The sequence below is a fragment of the Streptomyces albiaxialis genome (assembly GCF_039530985.1).
Lineage (GTDB): Bacteria > Actinomycetota > Actinomycetes > Streptomycetales > Streptomycetaceae > Streptomyces > Streptomyces albiaxialis.
Genome location: NZ_BAAAPE010000008.1, coordinates 171,614 through 185,915, shown reverse-complemented (window position 1 = coordinate 185,915; position 14,302 = coordinate 171,614). Strand labels below are relative to the sequence as shown.

The following is a 14,302-nucleotide window of genomic DNA, read 5'->3' as shown; positions in this document are numbered from 1 at the left end:
GGGTTACGGAAGGGCAAACGCCTGGGAAATCAAGGAAGTTGCCTGCCTGCGAGAACCGCAGCCCGGTCCGAAATGCGCGGATTCAAATTTTCCCGTGGCCCGCCAGCGCGAGCGTGCGGCGGGCGCCCGCCACCACCGCCGCGTCCACGAAGCGGCCGTCCGGCAGGGCCAGCGCGCCCGCGTCCGTCAGCGCCGCGCGGACGATCTGCTCGGCGGCCTCGACCTCCGCCGCCGTGGGCCGGAAGGCCTCCTCGATCACCGGGAGCTGGCGCGGATGGATCGCCGTACGGCCCAGGAAGCCCAGCGCACGGCCCTCCGCGCAGGACGCCGCGAGCCCGGCCAGGTCCCGGACGTCCGGGTAGACCGACTGCGGGGGCGGCGCCAGCCCGGCCGCCCGGGCGGCGACGATGGCACGGCCGCGCGCGTACGCCAGCCCCGGGCCCTGTCCGGGGCCGTTCGCCACGCCCAGGTCCGCGCGGAGGTCGGCCTCGCCCAGGGCGATGCCGTGCGGCGCGGGCGGGCCGGCCGCGATCTCGTACGCGCGCTCGACGCCCAGCGCGTTCTCTAGGAGCGCGTAGAGGGGCGGGGGCGTGCCGTCCGCCCATGCCGCCACGCGGGCGAGGTCCGCGGGGCCCGTCACCTTCGGGAGGCGCAGGCCCGCCAGGCCCGGGAGCCCGGCGAGCGTACGGACGTCGTCCTCGGCGAGCGGCCCGTCGAGCGCGTTCACGCGTACGTGGATCGGCACGGGGCCGGGTGCCGGGTCCGCGAGCAGCTCGGCGGTGGCGGCGCGCGCGTACTCCTTGCGGTCCGGCGCGACCGCGTCCTCCAGGTCCACCAGCACCACGTCGGCGCCGGAGCCCAGCGCCTTGGCGACGACCCCGGGGCGGTCGCCGGGCGCGTACAGCCAGGTCAGCGGCGTCTCGGTGCTCACAGCGCGCCCTCCTCCCGCAGCGCGGCGATCTCGGCCTCGGACAGGCCCAGGCCGGACAGCACCTCGTCCGTGTCGGCGCCGTGCGCGCGGCCCGCCCACTTGATCGCGCCGGGGGTCTCCGAGAGCCGGAAGAGGACGTTCTGCATCTTCACGGTGCCCAGGTCCGCGTCCTCGACCTCGGTGATCGAACCCAGCGCGCGGTACTGCTCGTTCTCCATCACGTCCCGCACGTCGAAGACCGGCGCGACCGCCGCCTGCGCCTCCTCGAAGGCGCGGACGACCTCCGCCTCCTCGTGCCGCGCGATCCAGCCGCCGACCGCCTCGTCCAGCTCCTCCGCGTGCGCCGCGCGCCCCGCGCCCGTCGCGAACCACGGCTCCTCGATGAACTCCGGGCGCCCCACGAGACGCATCACGCGCTCGGCTATGGACTGCGCCGAGGTCGAGACGGCCAGCCAGCGGCCGTCGGCCGTGCGGTAGGTGTTGCGCGGCGCGTTGTTCGCCGAGCGGTTGCCGGTGCGGGGCTGGACGTAGCCGAGCTGGTCGTACCAGATCGGCTGCGGGCCCAGCACCGTCAGCATCGGCTCGATGATCGCCATGTCGACTACCTGTCCCCGGCCCGTACGGTCGCGGCCCGCGAGCGCCGTCATCACCGCGTACGCCGTCGAGAGCGCCGCGATCGAGTCCGCGAGGCCGAACGGCGGCAGCGTCGGCGGCCCGTCCGGCTCACCGGTGACCGCCGCGAAGCCGCTCATCGCCTCCGCGAGGGTGCCGAATCCGGGACGGCGCGCGTACGGCCCGGTCTGCCCGAAGCCCGTGACGCGGGCGAGCACGAGCCCCGGGTTGGCCTCCGACAGCTCCTCCCAGCCCAGGCCCCACTTCTCCAGGGTGCCGGGCCGGAAGTTCTCGACCACGACATCGGACTCGGCGGCGAGCCTCAGCAGCACGTCGCGCCCGCCCGGGGTGGACAGGTCGAGGGTGACGGTGCGCTTGTTGCGGCCCAGCAGCTTCCACCACAGGCCCACGCCGTCCTTGCTGGGCCCGTGGCCCCGGGACGGGTCGGGCCTGCGCGGGTGCTCGACCTTGATCACCTCGGCGCCGAAGTCGCCGAGCAGCGTGGCGGCGAGGGGGCCCGCGAAGAGGGTCGCGAGGTCGAGGACGCGGAGCCCCTGGAGGGGCGGGGCGGTGTCGTTCATGGTGCGCTCGTCCTTTGCGTGGTGGTCCGCTGCGTGGTGGTCCGCTGCCTGAAGGCGGTGATCTCCGTGCGGGTCGGCATCGAGGAGGAGGCCCCGGGCCGCCGCACGGCCAGCGCGGAGGCGGCGGAGGCCCAGGCCAGCGCCTCCGGCATCGCGACGCCCTCCCCGTACGCGGTGCACAGCGCGCCGACGAAGGTGTCCCCGGCGGCGGTCGTGTCCACGGCCTCGACCTCGTACGCCGGTACGGTCACGGGCTCCGCGCCGCGCGCCGCGTAGAGGCTGCCGCGCGCGCCGAGGGTGATCACGACCTCGGGCACGAGCGCGAGCAGGGCCCGCGCCGCCGCGTGCGGGTCCCGCTCGCCGGTGAGGTCGGCGGCCTCGTGCTCGTTCGGCACCAACAGGTCGACCGCGTCGAGGAGTTCGGGCGGGAGCGGCTGGGTGGGTGCGGGGGTGAGGACGGTGCGGGTGCCGTGCGCGCGGGCGGCGCGCGCCGCCGCGATCACGCCCTCCATCGGGGTCTCCAACTGGAGGAGCAGCGCGTCGCTGTCGGCGATCCTGCGCTCGTCCTCCGGGGCGAGCCCGGTGACGGTCGCGTTCGCGCCGGGCACGACGATGATCGAGTTCGCGCCCTTCCCGTCCACGGTGATGTGCGCGATGCCGCTCGCGCCCTCCGCCGTACGGAGCCCGCCGGTCCCCACGCCGGACGCGTCGAGCGCGGCACGCATCTCCGCGCCGAACTCGTCGTCGCCGACCGCGCCGATCATGTGCGTGACGCCGCCCGCGCGGGCCGCCGCGACGGCCTGGTTGGCGCCCTTGCCGCCGGGGACCGTGCGGAACGCGGTACCGGTCACGGTCTCGCCGAGCGCGGGTGCCGTGGGCACGGTCGCCACCAGGTCCATGTTGGCGCTGCCGAAGACGGTGAGGACGGGCCGCCGGTCGCCGGACTCCCGGACCAGCGCGGCCGTACGCGCGGCGAGTTCGTCGAACCCGATGCCGTCCAGGCCGCCGACCGTGGTGGCGAGGCGATTGCGGAGCGGGCCGGTCCACCGTTCCGGAAGCGCGTCCGGTCCACCGGCGAGCAGGCCCGCGAGCGAACCGGCCGTCGCGCCGTTCGAGTCCGTGTCCCAACCGCCGGACACCGTACGGCAGATGGACGCGGTGAAGTCGCCGTCCGCGTGGGTGAGGGCCGCGGCGAGCAGCGCGGCGTTCGGCAGGACGTGCACCCAGTGGTGGTCGCTGTAGGCGGCGTGGAGCCGGTCCACGGCCTCGTCGAAGTCGCCGGAGGTGCGGGCGGCGTCGATGCCCGTACGGACGGCGCGCGCGTAGCGGGAGCGCGGCGGTACGACCGCGAGGCCCGCCTCCAGGCAGGCGTGGACGTCCGTGCCGGGGCCCTGGCCCGCCGCGTGGGCGAGGGCCGCCGCCGTGAACATCGCGCCGTACACGCCGTTCGCGGTGTGCGTCAGCACCGCGTCGCGCCACGCCGCCTCGGCGGCGGCGCCCGGGTCGCCCGGGTGCGTCCAGCCGAAGACGTCGGCGCGGATCTGCGCGCCGATCCACTCGCGGAACGGGTTGTGGCGGGAGGCGGTGCGGGGCGGCTCGACGCCGTCCAGCAGATTGCGGTACGCGACGCGTTCGGCGGTGAACGTACGGCCTGCCGGCAGCTCGTCCAGCCACAGCTTCGCGACGTCGGCGGTGGTGAAGGCGTGGCCGTGGCGTTCGAGGAGGAGCAGGTTGAGGAGGGGGTAGTTGAGGTCGTCGTCCTCGGGCATGCCGTCGATGTTCTCGGCGAGGGAGGTGGGGGCCGAGCGGCGGTTCCAGGGGTGGGCGGCCTTGATCCCGGGGTCGAGCCCGCGCTCCGTGAACCAGTCGCCGAGCGGCCAGTTGCCGGTGGCGCGGGCGAGGGCCCGGATGCCGTCGAGGGTGACCTTCTCCACGGGCTTGCCCAGCAGGCACCCGGCGGCTCTGCCGAGCCATGCGGCGTGCAGCCGTGCCTCGATTCCGGGGGCGGCCGGTGCGGGGGCCGGCCATGCCGGGCAGGCGGCGCGGATGGCGTCCAGCGCGGTGGGCTCGTCCGGCGGTTCGGGGTGCTGGTCGAGTGCGTCGAGCAACTGCTCTGCGAGAGCGCGGAGTTCCGGGCTCGCGGGGTCGGGGGAGGCCCCGGCCCTCTCGGGCGCGAGGTGGCCTCCGGCGTCCAGCCACCTCTGCTTGACGCCGGTCACGTCCCGGCCGTCCTGCTCGGCCTGCGCCAACTCATGCCCGACGAGATCCTCGGGCTGAACCCAGGTAAGTCGCAGGGGCCTTGACTCAGTGCTCATACGGGGCTCCAGGTCGATCGGTCGTCCGGCATACGGGTGCGAACCCGGCATCGGGGCTGCGCTTGCCAACCCTGCGCCTTGCGCAGACTTCCCAAGCGCGGCGGGAGGGAGCGGCGAAGGTGCCCCGATAGGGGCGCGGGGAACTGCGCGACCAGCCACGGTGCTCTCGCAGCCCGCGATGCACAGGCGGGGCACCCCCTGCCCGGCCCCGTTGCGGCGGGCACCCGGCATGGGGGCTGCGCTTGCCAGCCCTGCGCCTTCGCGCAGACCTCCCAAGCTTCGCGGGAGGGAGCGGCGGAGATGCCCCGTCAGGGGCGCGGGGAACTGCGCGGGCGGCCACGACGCACGGCGCGGCCCGCAGCGGAGCGGAAGGGGCAGCGGCTTCCCGGCGCACGGGGAGAGGGCAAGGGAGCGAGGGCGTCACCTTGTGGCCTCCAGTTCCGCGAAGGCGGACTCGTGGGTGCGGCGGCGGTCGAGGTCGCGGGCGAAGACCTCGCGGGTGACCGCCGACAGAGCCGAGGCCGGACCGGCGAGGTCGAGGCGGCTGGCCCGAGAGACCTCCTCGGACCATTCCGGCGGCACCGCGGCTCCGCCGCGCAACGCGCCCACGATCGCGCCGCTCATCGTGGCGATCGAGTCGCAGTCACGCCCGTAGTTGACGGAGCCGAGGACCGTGTGGCGGTAGTCGCCGCCGCCGATCAGCAGCATGCCGAGGGCTATCGGCAGTTCCTCGATCGCGTGGAGACGCGAGGGGCGCCGGGCGCCCAGCGACGGGTTGCGATAGTCCGGCCCCACCGTGTCGTACGGGGCCACCGCCTCCCGCAGGGGCCGCAGCGCGGGCTCGAAGTCCGTGTAGCGCGACGCGACTTCGGCCACCGCCTCGATCGCCGCCCGCGTACCGTCCTTCGCGAGGCGGAGGGCCTCGTCGACCACGGACGACGGTCCCGCGCCCGGGCGGTACGCCGCCGCGACCGCCGCCGCGAAGACACCGGCCGCCTCCCGGCCGTACGAGGACTGATGGGGTGCCGCGACCTCCAGTGCCTCCGCGTAGGCGGCCTCGGGGTTGCCCGCGTTCACCGCGCCGACAGGCGCCATGTACATCGCGGCGCCGCAGTTGACGATGTTGCCGCTGCCCGCCTCGCGCGGGTCGACGTGGCCGTAGTGCAGCCTCGCCACCAGCCACTTCTCGGCGAGGAAGATCCGTTGGAGCGGGAGCGCCTCCGCCTCCAGTTCGGGGATCCAGCGCGGGGTGCCGATGAGGTCGGGGACCAGGTGGTCGGCCACCGCGTACGCGTCGAGGTGGTCGCGGACCTTCTCGTAGACGCGGACCAGCGCGTGCGTCATCAGGGTGTCGTCGGTGACGTGCCCGTCGCCCTTGTGGTACGGCGCGATGGGGCGGGCCGTGCGCCACTCGTCCTTGTAGAAGGGCTCGACGATGCCCTGGACGCGTCCGCCGTGGCGTTCGGCGATGGCCTCCGGGGTCCAGCCCTCGACGGGTCCGCCGAGCGCGTCGCCGACCGCCGCGCCGACCAGGCAGCCTGCGGTGCGGTCCTCCAGAGAGAGGGGCGAGAGGGGGGTGCTCATGACTCCAGGGGTCCTTCCAGGATCAGGTGGTGGGTGGCCAGCCGGTCGGCGGTCTCGACCAGGTCGGCCCCGGCGAACTGGGGGAGGGAGCAGCCCGACAGGGTCCGGCACGCCTCGCGCCAGGCGCGCGGGACGCCGGGCGCGCCGCCGAGCGCGCCGGTCAGCGCCCCGGCGAGCGCGGGCGCCGAGTCGGCGACCCGCGACATGCAGGCGGCGGCCGGTACGGCCTCGCTGAGGACGCCCGCCGAGGCCGTGGCGCAGGCGAGCGCGACGGGCACGGTCTCGGCGGCGGCGATGCCGTAGCTGTAGACGTGGTCGACGATCTCGTGCTCCAGGACGGGCACGAGCGCGAACGCGTTGCCCGGCATCCCGGGCCGGTCCGCGACGGCCGTACGGGCCAGCTCGACGGCGCGCAGCGCGTTGCGGCGGATCTCGGTGCCGTCGGGGAGCTGGGCCAGCGCCGCGGCGACGGCCTCCTCGACGGGGCCGCCCGCGAGCGCGACGGCGACGGCGGCGGCCGTCGCGCGGGCGCCGTGCACTCCGTCGTCGTCCTGCGTGTAACGGGCGTCGAACTCCGCGAGCCCGGCGGCGGCGAGCGGGTCCCCGGGGTGGACGACGGCGAGCACGGCGGCGCGTACGCAGGCCGCGTCGTCGAAGTAGTGCGGGTTGTCGTGGCCGGTGGCCGGGGGCCGCAGGCCCGCCGCGAGATTGCCGAGGCCCGCGCGTACGGAGATCCGGGCGCGCAGCGGGATCTGGGCCGACTCGATCTCCTCCGCGCGCTCGGCCGCGGCGGCGACCTCGTCGGCGAGGGCGTTCCACGAGAGTGTGAGCGCGGCCCGTACGCGCTGGTCGGGGGTCAGGTCACTGTGCGGGGTGCCGTCGGCGGACAGCACGGCGTACGCGGTGAACGCCGCCCACTCCGCGTCGTCGGACGGGCCCAGCCGCAGCGGCTCCGGCGGCTGGTTGAGTGCGATGGGCACGGGCAGCGTCGTCGTCGCGTTCTGCTCGGCGAACGTGTCCAGCTCCCGGGTCAGCCGCCGCGTCCAGTCCGGCAGCCGCGCGGCACGGTGCCGTCCCGCGGGCCAGCCCGCGGCGTCCCCGGAGGCGAGCCCGAGCAGCAGCCCCTCGACCCGGCGGAGGTCCCCCTCCCCGGCCGCCTCGGAAACGGACTCGATACATGTGCTGGTCATCGCCTGTCCTTGGCCTGGTGGTGGTCTCCGACGACGCCCGATACGGCGGGACACGCCCCGCGCACGGCCCCGGCTGCGCCACGCCGCGCGCCGGCCGTCCCGTACGCGCCCGTCGTCCCCGGCGCGCCCGTCGTCCCGTACGGGCCTGTCGTCCCGGGCGTGCGGGCGGTCCCGTGCGTGCCCGTCGTCCCTGGCGCACTCACCGTCCCTCGCGTCCGGGCGGCCGTTTCCCGCGTGGCGGCGTTCGTGGGGGCCGTCCCGGCGTGGGCGTCGACGGCCGCCTCGGCGGCGCACCCGGTGGGCGCGGGGGTCATGAGGCCTCCTTTGCCTCGGTGTGGTCGGGGGTCAAGTGGTCGGCGATCTCCACTACGTGGCGGCCCGTCATGGAGGGGAGGCAGGTGCCGCGGGCGGGGCGGATGGCGTCGGCCCAGTCGTCGGGGATCGCGCGGGCGCCGCGCAGCGCTCCCGCGAGCGCTCCCGCGACGGCGGCCGTGGTGTCCGCGTCGCGGCCCATGTTCACGGCCATGAGGACGGAGGCCGTGAACTCGCCGCACGTCGCCGTGAAGGCGCCGAACGCCAGGCCGACGGCCTCCGGCGCCAGGTCCGTCCACGGGTAGCCGCCGATCACCACCGACGAGCGCACCTCGCGCTCGATGCCGAGCCGGGTCGCCTCGGGTCTGCGCCGGGCGCGGCGCGCGGCGGAGACGGCGCGCTGGAGGGAGCGGGAGGTCCAGGAGTTCTCCGGGATGACGGACAGGGCCGCCTGGACGACCGCGTCCTGGTGGTCGCTGACCATCGCCGCCGCGACTCCCGCGGCCACCGCCTGGCCGCCGTAGATGCCCTCGCCGTCGTGGCTGACGGTGCCGTCGATGGCGACCAGGCGGGCCGCCTCGACGGGGCGGCCGGCCGCGAACACCCCGAACGGCGCGGCCCGCATGGCCAGTCCGTCGCTCCACGCGTGGCGGTGCTGCGCGGAGATCGGCGCGGCGAGGCCGCGCCGCAGGTTCTCCAGGGTGCCGCGCTCGCTGAACCCGGCGCCCTTGAACGCGCCCTCCTCCCGGTCGGCGATGTCCCGGTGCCAGGCCCGTTCGACGTCCTCGACGGTCAGGGCCTCGCCGTGCTCGGCGAGGAGGAGCCCGGAGAAGAGGGCGTACTCGGTGTCGTCCGTGCCCGCGGGGTCGTCGGAGACGAAGCCCTCGATGCGGCCCCAGCGTTCGCGGATCTGGGAGGGCTTCATGTTCTCGGCGGGCGCGCCGAGCGCGTCGCCGACGGCCAGCCCGAGCATCGCTCCCCGGGCTCTGTCCCTGTGCGTCATGGTGCGGATCGTGCCTACCTCTGGTAGCGGTCGAGGATGAGGTTGCCGTCGTGGGTGAGGGAGCGGGCGAGGCCCGCGCGCGAGGTGTCGCCGTTGTAGTAGCGCTGGAAGGCGGGGGTGGCGATCTTGTCGGACCACTCCGCGTAGCCCCGTACGCCGAGCGTGGGGGAGGGGCGGAGGGTCTTCGCCGTGTCGACGCCGACGCGCCAGCCGTCCTTCGTCCGGTTGAGCGCCGGGTCCTCGAGGGCCTCGCGCCCGGTCGGGAGGATCCAGTCGCCCTTGGCGAGTTCGGCCATGTGCGTGGGCTCGGACATGTACGCGATGAACTTCGCCGCCGCCCGCTTGTGGGCGCTCTCCTCGGAGACGGAGAGGGTCTGCGGGACGACGCCCTGCGCGTTCTGCCCCGGGCCGTCCCCGCGCGGCATCGGGAGGACCGTCCACTCGAAGCCGTCGGGCGCCTGCTGCTTCACCTGCTGGCGGAACGAGTAGTTGAGCGGCACCGTCGCGTACTTCCCGGCGAAGAAGCCGGGCAGCGCGTCGGACCCGGCCATGCCGAGCCCGCTCCTGGGGGCCGTACGGTCCTTGTTGACCTGGCGGTTGATCAGCTCGCTGACGGCGGAGTCGCGGCGGTCGAAGCGGACCTCGTTCTTCGGCCCGTCGTCCGTGCGCTTCTCGGTGAAGATCTCGCCGCCGGTCGACAGGGAGAGGTTCACGGACTGCTTGACCGGCTCCTTCATCGTCCAGACGGTCCCGAAGCGCTTGCCCTTGACCGTGAGGTCGCGGGAGACCTTCTCGAACTCGTCCCAGGTCCAGGGCTTCGCGGCGGTCGGGATGCGGACGCCCGACTTCTCCAGCAGCTTCTTGTTCGCGACGATCACCCGCGGCTCCTGGGAGAACGGCACCCCGTAGACCTTGCCGCCGTTCATCGTGACGCTGTCCCAGGTGCGCTGCGGGATGTCGGCGCGCAGCTTCTCCGGGAGCAGGCCGCGCAGGTCGGCGAGGTAGCCGCCGTACGCGAAGTCCGTGAGGTCGCTGGCGTCGTCGTGGATGATGTCGGGCGCCTCGCCGCCCTCGAAGGAGGTGAGGAGCTGGTCGTGGACGGTGTCCCAGGAGCCCTGCACATAGCGGACCTTGACCTTGGGGTGGGTCTTGTTCCAGCGCGCGACGAGCCTCTTGTTGGCGGCGACCGACTCCTTCTGCCAGGCCAGGCTGTAGTAGTCGAGGGTGACGGTGCCGTCGCCGTTCCCGTCGCCCCCGCCGGAGCAGGAGGTGAGGGAGGCGAGGAGCGCGGTGGCCAGCAGTGCGGAGGCCGCCGTACGGGCGCGGAAGCGGCGCATCAGCCCTTCACCGCCCCGGCGATCATGCCGCTGGCCAGCCGGCGCTGGAGCAGCGCGAAGAAGAGCAGGCTCGGGATCGTCGCGAGGACGGAGGCGGCGGCCAGCGGGCCCAGGTCCGCCACGCCCTCGGCGCCGAGGAAGCGGGTGAGGATCACGGACATGGTCTGGTTCTCCGGGGACTTGAGCAGCACCAGGGCGAAGAAGAACTCGTTCCAGGCGGTGACGAACGAGAACATCAGCGTCGCCACCAGGCCGGGCGCGAGCAGCGGGAGGACGACGCTGCGCAGGACGCGGAACCTGCCGGCCCCGTCCATCGCCGCGGCCTCCTCCAGCGAGACGGGCACGGCCTTGACGTACCCCTGGAGCATCCAGAGCGAGAAGGGGAGGTTCCAGACGACGTACACGATGATCAGGCCCGAGAGGGAGTCGATCAGGTGGACGTTCTTGAGCAGCAGGAACAGCGGGATGATCACCAGCACGAACGGGAACATCTGGCTGACCAGGATCCAGCCGGTGGCCGCGCTGCTCACCTTGGAGCGGAAGCGGACGAGCGCGTACGCGGCGGGCACGGCGATGGTCACCGAGATCAGCGTGGCGCTGCCCGCGACGATCAGGCTGTTGAGCGCGGAACGGGCGAGCGGCTGTGCGTCGAACGCCTCGCGGAAGTTGTCGAGCGAGGGATGCTCCGGGATCCAGGTCGGATCGATGCTGCCCAGTTCCTGCGGGGACTTGAACGAGGTGGACAGCAGCCAGAGGAGGGGGAAGGCGAGGAACACGAGATAGCAGAGCAGGGCCACGTACTGCCCGGTGCGTCCCGCGACACGGGTGGCTCTCATGACGCGTCCTCCTTCAGGCGCTTGCGCAGGAACACCGTCAGGAAGACGGCGATGACGGCGATCATCACGACGCCCATCGCGGCGGCGTAGCCGAACTGGCCGTACTTGAACGCCTCCTCGTACGCGAAGAGCATCGGCAGCCGCGTCTTGCCGCCGGGCCCGCCCTGGGTCAGCACGTAGACCAGGCCGAACGAGTTGAAATTCCAGATGAAGTTGAGCGCGGTGATGGCGATCGCGACCGGCTTGACCGCGGGCCAGGTGACCGAGGCGAACCGGCGCCAGACGCCCGCGCCGTCGAGCTGCGCGGCCTCGTTCAGCTCCTGCGGCACGTTCTGGAGCCCGGCGAGGAGGACGACGGTGGTCTGCGGCATGCCCGCCCAGACACCGACGAGGATCACGGCGGGGAGGGCGAGGGAGAGGTTCGTCAGCCAGTCGACGTTCTCGCCGATCAGATGCAGGTCGCGCAGCGTCTTGTTGAGGATGCCCGCGTCCTGGTGGTAGACGAGCCGCCACATGATGCCGACGACGACCTCGGGCATCGCCCAGGGGACGAGCGCGAGCGTACGGGCCAGCCAGCGGAACCGGAGGTTCTGGTTGAGCAGCAGCGCGAGCCCGAGGGAGAGCAGGAGCTGGAGCGCGGTGACGCAGACGGCCCAGACGAGCCCGATGCGGAACGACTCCCAGAAGAGCGAGTCGAGGCGCAGCGTACGGAAGTTGTCGACGCCGACGAAGTCCGTGTCGACCGTGCGGCCCATCTGCGAGTCGGTGAACGCGAGGGAGATCGCGTAGAGCAGCGGCCCCGCGCTCAGCACCAGGATCGGCAGCAGCGCGGGCAGCAGCAGGAACCAGGCGCCCCGGTCGAGCCCGAGCATCCGCTTGCGCGCGGCGGGCGTACGGGGCGGGGGCGTGCCTCTGTTCCCGGACGGCGGCGAAGAGGGCCCGGTGGGGGCCGTCGCGGCGCTCACGCGGAGGCCCCGGTGCCGGATCCGGTCCCGGTGCCGTGGGCGGTTGCGGGGGCGGCGGGCGCGGCGGGGTCCGTGGAGCCGCGGACGACGAGGCGGGGGACGGCGGTTGTGCGCCGCGCCCTGGTCGCCTCCAGGTCCGCGCCGCCGAGCCGGTCGAGCAGCATCCGCGCGGCGAGCCTGCCGCGCTCGACGGAGCCGAGATCGACGCTGGTCAGCGGCGGCCAGGCGGCCTGCGCGAGGTCGCTGTCGTCCATCCCGGCGACGGCTATGTCCTCGGGTATCCGCAGCCCGCGCTCGTGGACGGCCTGGCTGGCGCCCAGCGCGAGCTGGTCGTTGGCGCAGAAGAACGCGTCCAGGTCCGGGTGCTCGTCGAGGAGCTGGTGCGCGGCCGTACGCCCGGCGGCCAGGCCGAACTCGGTGGCGCGCTCGGCGTCGGGATGGTGCGGCAGGCCGAGGTCGGCGAGCGCCTTGAGATAGCCCTGGCGGCGGTTGTGCCCGGGGACGGTGTCGAGCGGGCCGTTGATCAGCGCGATGCGGCGGCGCCCGGTCTCGGCCAGGTGCTGCACGGCGAGCCGGGCGCCCGCCACCGAGTCGGCCTGCACCGCGTCGACCTGGACGTCGCCCGGCAGGGAGCCGATGACGACGACCGGGCCCGCGGCCTGGCTCAGCACCTCGATGTGCTCGGGCGTGATGCGGATGGGGCAGAGGATCAGCCCGTCGCTCGTCCGGTCGCCGAGGCTGCGGACGACGGCCAGCTCGTCCTCGATCACGGCGTCGGTGGAGTGCAGCAGCAGCCGGTACCCGGCGGCGCGGGCGACGGCCTGGATCTCGCGGACCATCGCGACGTAGACCGGGTTGCCGATGTCCTGCATGGCGAAGGTGAGCTGCTTGGTGCGGCCGCCCTTGAGGGACTGGGCCACCGCGTTGGGCACATAGCCGAGTTCGGCCGCGGCGCGCTCGACCTTGCGCACGGTGTCGGGGCGCGCCCCCACACCGTTCAGCACCCGGGAGACCGAGGCGATCGAGACGCCGGCGCGTTCCGCGATCGACACGATGGTGGGTGGTCCTCCGCCATCGGACATCAGGCAGCTCCTTTGCCGCTCCGGTGGGGCCCGCCGTGAAGGCTGTAAACCTTTACAGCGAGCTGAAAACGTTTACAGATACTGCTCATGAGGCCGGAAGGTGTCAAGGGTGTTTCGGAAAATGCGTGAACTGGTGATGACTTGTGTGCGAGATGTGGCCCATGATGATCCCCAACGGACCTAGGCTGTCTCCGAGTTGACAAGCAACGGTAATCAACCGTCGTTCAGCGCCACCGGCCGCTAGGGGAGAAGCGATCGTGACCAGTCAGCCCCACGCACAGCCGCCCCACCCGCAGACCCCCGGTCCGCCCCCCGGCTGCCCGGCCCACGGCGGCGGTGATCCCGTCCCGCTCATGGGCCCCCGGTTCCACACCGACCTCGAAGGCGTCTACCGCGACATGCGGCGCACGCACGGCCCCGTCGTGCCCGTCGTGCTCCCGGGCGACGTGCCCTCCTGGCTGGTGATCGGCTACAAGGAGATGTACCAGGTCACCACCGACTCCACCCTCTTCCCCCGGGACGTGGGCCTGTGGAACCAGTGGGAGACGCTGCCCGAGGACTGGCCGCTGCGCCCGATGGTCGGCCAGCGCATGCCCTCCGTCTACTTCACCGTCGGCGAGGAGCACCGGCGCCATCTGACCATGGTCCAGGACGCGTTGGAGCGCGTCGGCCATGTCGAGCTGCGCCGCTCCACCGAGTCGATCGCCGACGGGCTGATCGACCGGTTCTGCGGCGCGGGCGAGGCGGAGGTCATCTCCGCGTACGCCAAGCCGCTCGCCGTCCTCGCCCTCGCCCGGATGCTGGGCTTCCCGGAGTCCGATGACGAAGCGCTGATCCACTCGCTCGGCGCGATGGCCGACGGCGGCGCCGACGCGATCGGCGGCTTCGACCACTCCCTGGAGCTGATGGGCAGGCTCGTCGGGCACAAGAAGACGACGCCGGGTGCCGACGTGGTCTCGTACATGGTCACGCACCCCGAGCCGTTCTCCGACCAGGAGTACACGCTCGACCTGATGGCGATCACCGCCGCCGGGTATCTGCCCACCGCCGACTGGATCGGCAACTCCGTGCGGCTCATGCTCACCGACGACCGCTTCGCCGCCTCGCTCACCGGCGGCCGGCACAGCGTGCCCGAGGCGATGAACGAGGTGCTGTGGGAGGACACCCCCACGCAGATCCTCGCCGGGCGCTGGGCCGCGCGCGACACCCGGCTCGGCGGGCAGTCGATCAAGGCGGGCGACATGCTGCTGCTCGGCCTCGCCGGGGCCAACGCCGATCCGGCGGCCCACGATCCGGGCAGCTCCGCCGACGGCCTGCGCAACAGCAACTTCGCCCACTTCGCCTTCAGCCACGGCGAGTTCCAGTGCCCCTTCCCCGCGCAGGAGATCGCCGAGATCATCGCCCGTACGGGCATCGAGGTGCTCCTCGACCGGCTGCCCGGGCTCGATCTCGCGGTCCCGGCCGACACCCTCGCCCGGCGGCCCTCCCCGTTCCTGCGGGGCATGACCGTGCTGCCCGTCCAGTTCGCTCCCACCCCTGCGTACGGAGGTTGAG

At 73.6% G+C, this 14,302-nt stretch carries 11 protein-coding genes and 1 pseudogene; 1 reads left to right on the top strand and 11 read right to left on the bottom strand.

Going from position 1 to position 14,302, the window contains the following annotated elements; translation table 11 throughout:
* Positions 1-82: 82 nt before the first annotated feature.
* The 11 genes and pseudogenes from ABD343_RS17015 to ABD343_RS16965 form a co-directional block, all read right to left on the bottom strand.
* Positions 83-931 (bottom strand): HpcH/HpaI aldolase/citrate lyase family protein, encoded by an 849-nt coding sequence (locus ABD343_RS17015; RefSeq protein WP_344528928.1) that lies wholly within the window; start codon positions 929-931, stop codon positions 83-85.
* Positions 928-2,124 (bottom strand): CaiB/BaiF CoA transferase family protein, encoded by a 1,197-nt coding sequence (locus ABD343_RS17010; protein WP_344528926.1) that lies wholly within the window; start codon positions 2,122-2,124, stop codon positions 928-930. Before ABD343_RS17010 ends, ABD343_RS17015 begins: the two co-directional genes overlap by 4 nt.
* Positions 2,121-3,080 (bottom strand): ribokinase, encoded by a 960-nt coding sequence (gene rbsK, locus ABD343_RS17005; RefSeq protein WP_344529310.1) that lies wholly within the window; start codon positions 3,078-3,080, stop codon positions 2,121-2,123. Before rbsK ends, ABD343_RS17010 begins: the two co-directional genes overlap by 4 nt.
* Before the next feature lie 6 nt (positions 3,081-3,086).
* Positions 3,087-4,439 (bottom strand): annotated as a pseudogene (locus tag ABD343_RS17000) (ADP-ribosylglycohydrolase family protein); the annotation flags it as partial.
* Between the two features lie 420 nt (positions 4,440-4,859).
* Positions 4,860-6,023, bottom strand: coding sequence for an ADP-ribosylglycohydrolase family protein (locus ABD343_RS16995; protein ID WP_344528924.1), 1,164 nt, complete (start codon positions 6,021-6,023; stop codon positions 4,860-4,862).
* On the bottom strand, positions 6,020-7,213 hold the full coding sequence (locus tag ABD343_RS16990; RefSeq protein WP_344528922.1) for an ADP-ribosylglycohydrolase family protein: 1,194 nt from the start codon (positions 7,211-7,213) through the stop codon (positions 6,020-6,022). Before ABD343_RS16990 ends, ABD343_RS16995 begins: the two co-directional genes overlap by 4 nt.
* Positions 7,214-7,523: 310 nt before the next feature.
* A complete protein-coding gene (locus ABD343_RS16985) occupies positions 7,524-8,528 on the bottom strand; it encodes an ADP-ribosylglycohydrolase family protein (protein WP_344528920.1) in 1,005 nt (334 codons plus the stop codon).
* Positions 8,529-8,542: 14 nt separating this feature from the next.
* Positions 8,543-9,865 carry an ABC transporter substrate-binding protein gene (locus tag ABD343_RS16980; RefSeq protein WP_344528918.1) on the bottom strand — a complete coding sequence of 441 codons (1,323 nt, stop codon included), beginning with the start codon at positions 9,863-9,865 and terminating at the stop codon, positions 8,543-8,545.
* Positions 9,865-10,701, bottom strand: coding sequence for a carbohydrate ABC transporter permease (locus ABD343_RS16975; RefSeq protein ID WP_344528916.1), 837 nt, complete (start codon positions 10,699-10,701; stop codon positions 9,865-9,867). Before ABD343_RS16975 ends, ABD343_RS16980 begins: the two co-directional genes overlap by 1 nt.
* Positions 10,698-11,573, bottom strand: coding sequence for a carbohydrate ABC transporter permease (locus ABD343_RS16970; RefSeq protein ID WP_344529308.1), 876 nt, complete (start codon positions 11,571-11,573; stop codon positions 10,698-10,700). Before ABD343_RS16970 ends, ABD343_RS16975 begins: the two co-directional genes overlap by 4 nt.
* Positions 11,574-11,662: 89 nt before the next feature.
* Positions 11,663-12,748, bottom strand: a complete 1,086-nt coding sequence (locus ABD343_RS16965; protein ID WP_344528914.1) for a LacI family DNA-binding transcriptional regulator — start codon at positions 12,746-12,748, stop codon at positions 11,663-11,665.
* A 257-nt stretch (positions 12,749-13,005) separates the two neighbouring features.
* Between ABD343_RS16965 and ABD343_RS16960 the strand changes: the two genes are divergently transcribed.
* Positions 13,006-14,301: a cytochrome P450 gene (locus tag ABD343_RS16960; protein ID WP_425578195.1), complete on the top strand. Its 1,296-nt coding sequence runs from the start codon at positions 13,006-13,008 to the stop codon at positions 14,299-14,301.
* Position 14,302: the final 1 nt, after the last annotated feature.

Bases quoted from the DNA above. Each gene is read 5' to 3' on its own strand.
- ABD343_RS16965 (WP_344528914.1), bottom strand. From the start codon at position 12,748: ATGTCCGATGGCGGAGGACCACCCACCATCGTGTCGATCGCGGAACGC.
- ABD343_RS16995 (WP_344528924.1), bottom strand. From the start codon at position 6,023: ATGAGCACCCCCCTCTCGCCCCTCTCTCTGGAGGACCGCACCGCAGGC.
- ABD343_RS16985 (WP_344528920.1), bottom strand. From the start codon at position 8,528: ATGACGCACAGGGACAGAGCCCGGGGAGCGATGCTCGGGCTGGCCGTC.
- ABD343_RS16990 (WP_344528922.1), bottom strand. From the start codon at position 7,213: ATGACCAGCACATGTATCGAGTCCGTTTCCGAGGCGGCCGGGGAGGGG.
- ABD343_RS16975 (WP_344528916.1), bottom strand. From the start codon at position 10,701: ATGAGAGCCACCCGTGTCGCGGGACGCACCGGGCAGTACGTGGCCCTG.
- ABD343_RS16980 (WP_344528918.1), bottom strand. From the start codon at position 9,865: ATGCGCCGCTTCCGCGCCCGTACGGCGGCCTCCGCACTGCTGGCCACC.
- ABD343_RS17010 (WP_344528926.1), bottom strand. From the start codon at position 2,124: ATGAACGACACCGCCCCGCCCCTCCAGGGGCTCCGCGTCCTCGACCTC.
- ABD343_RS16970 (WP_344529308.1), bottom strand. From the start codon at position 11,573: ATGCTCGGGCTCGACCGGGGCGCCTGGTTCCTGCTGCTGCCCGCGCTG.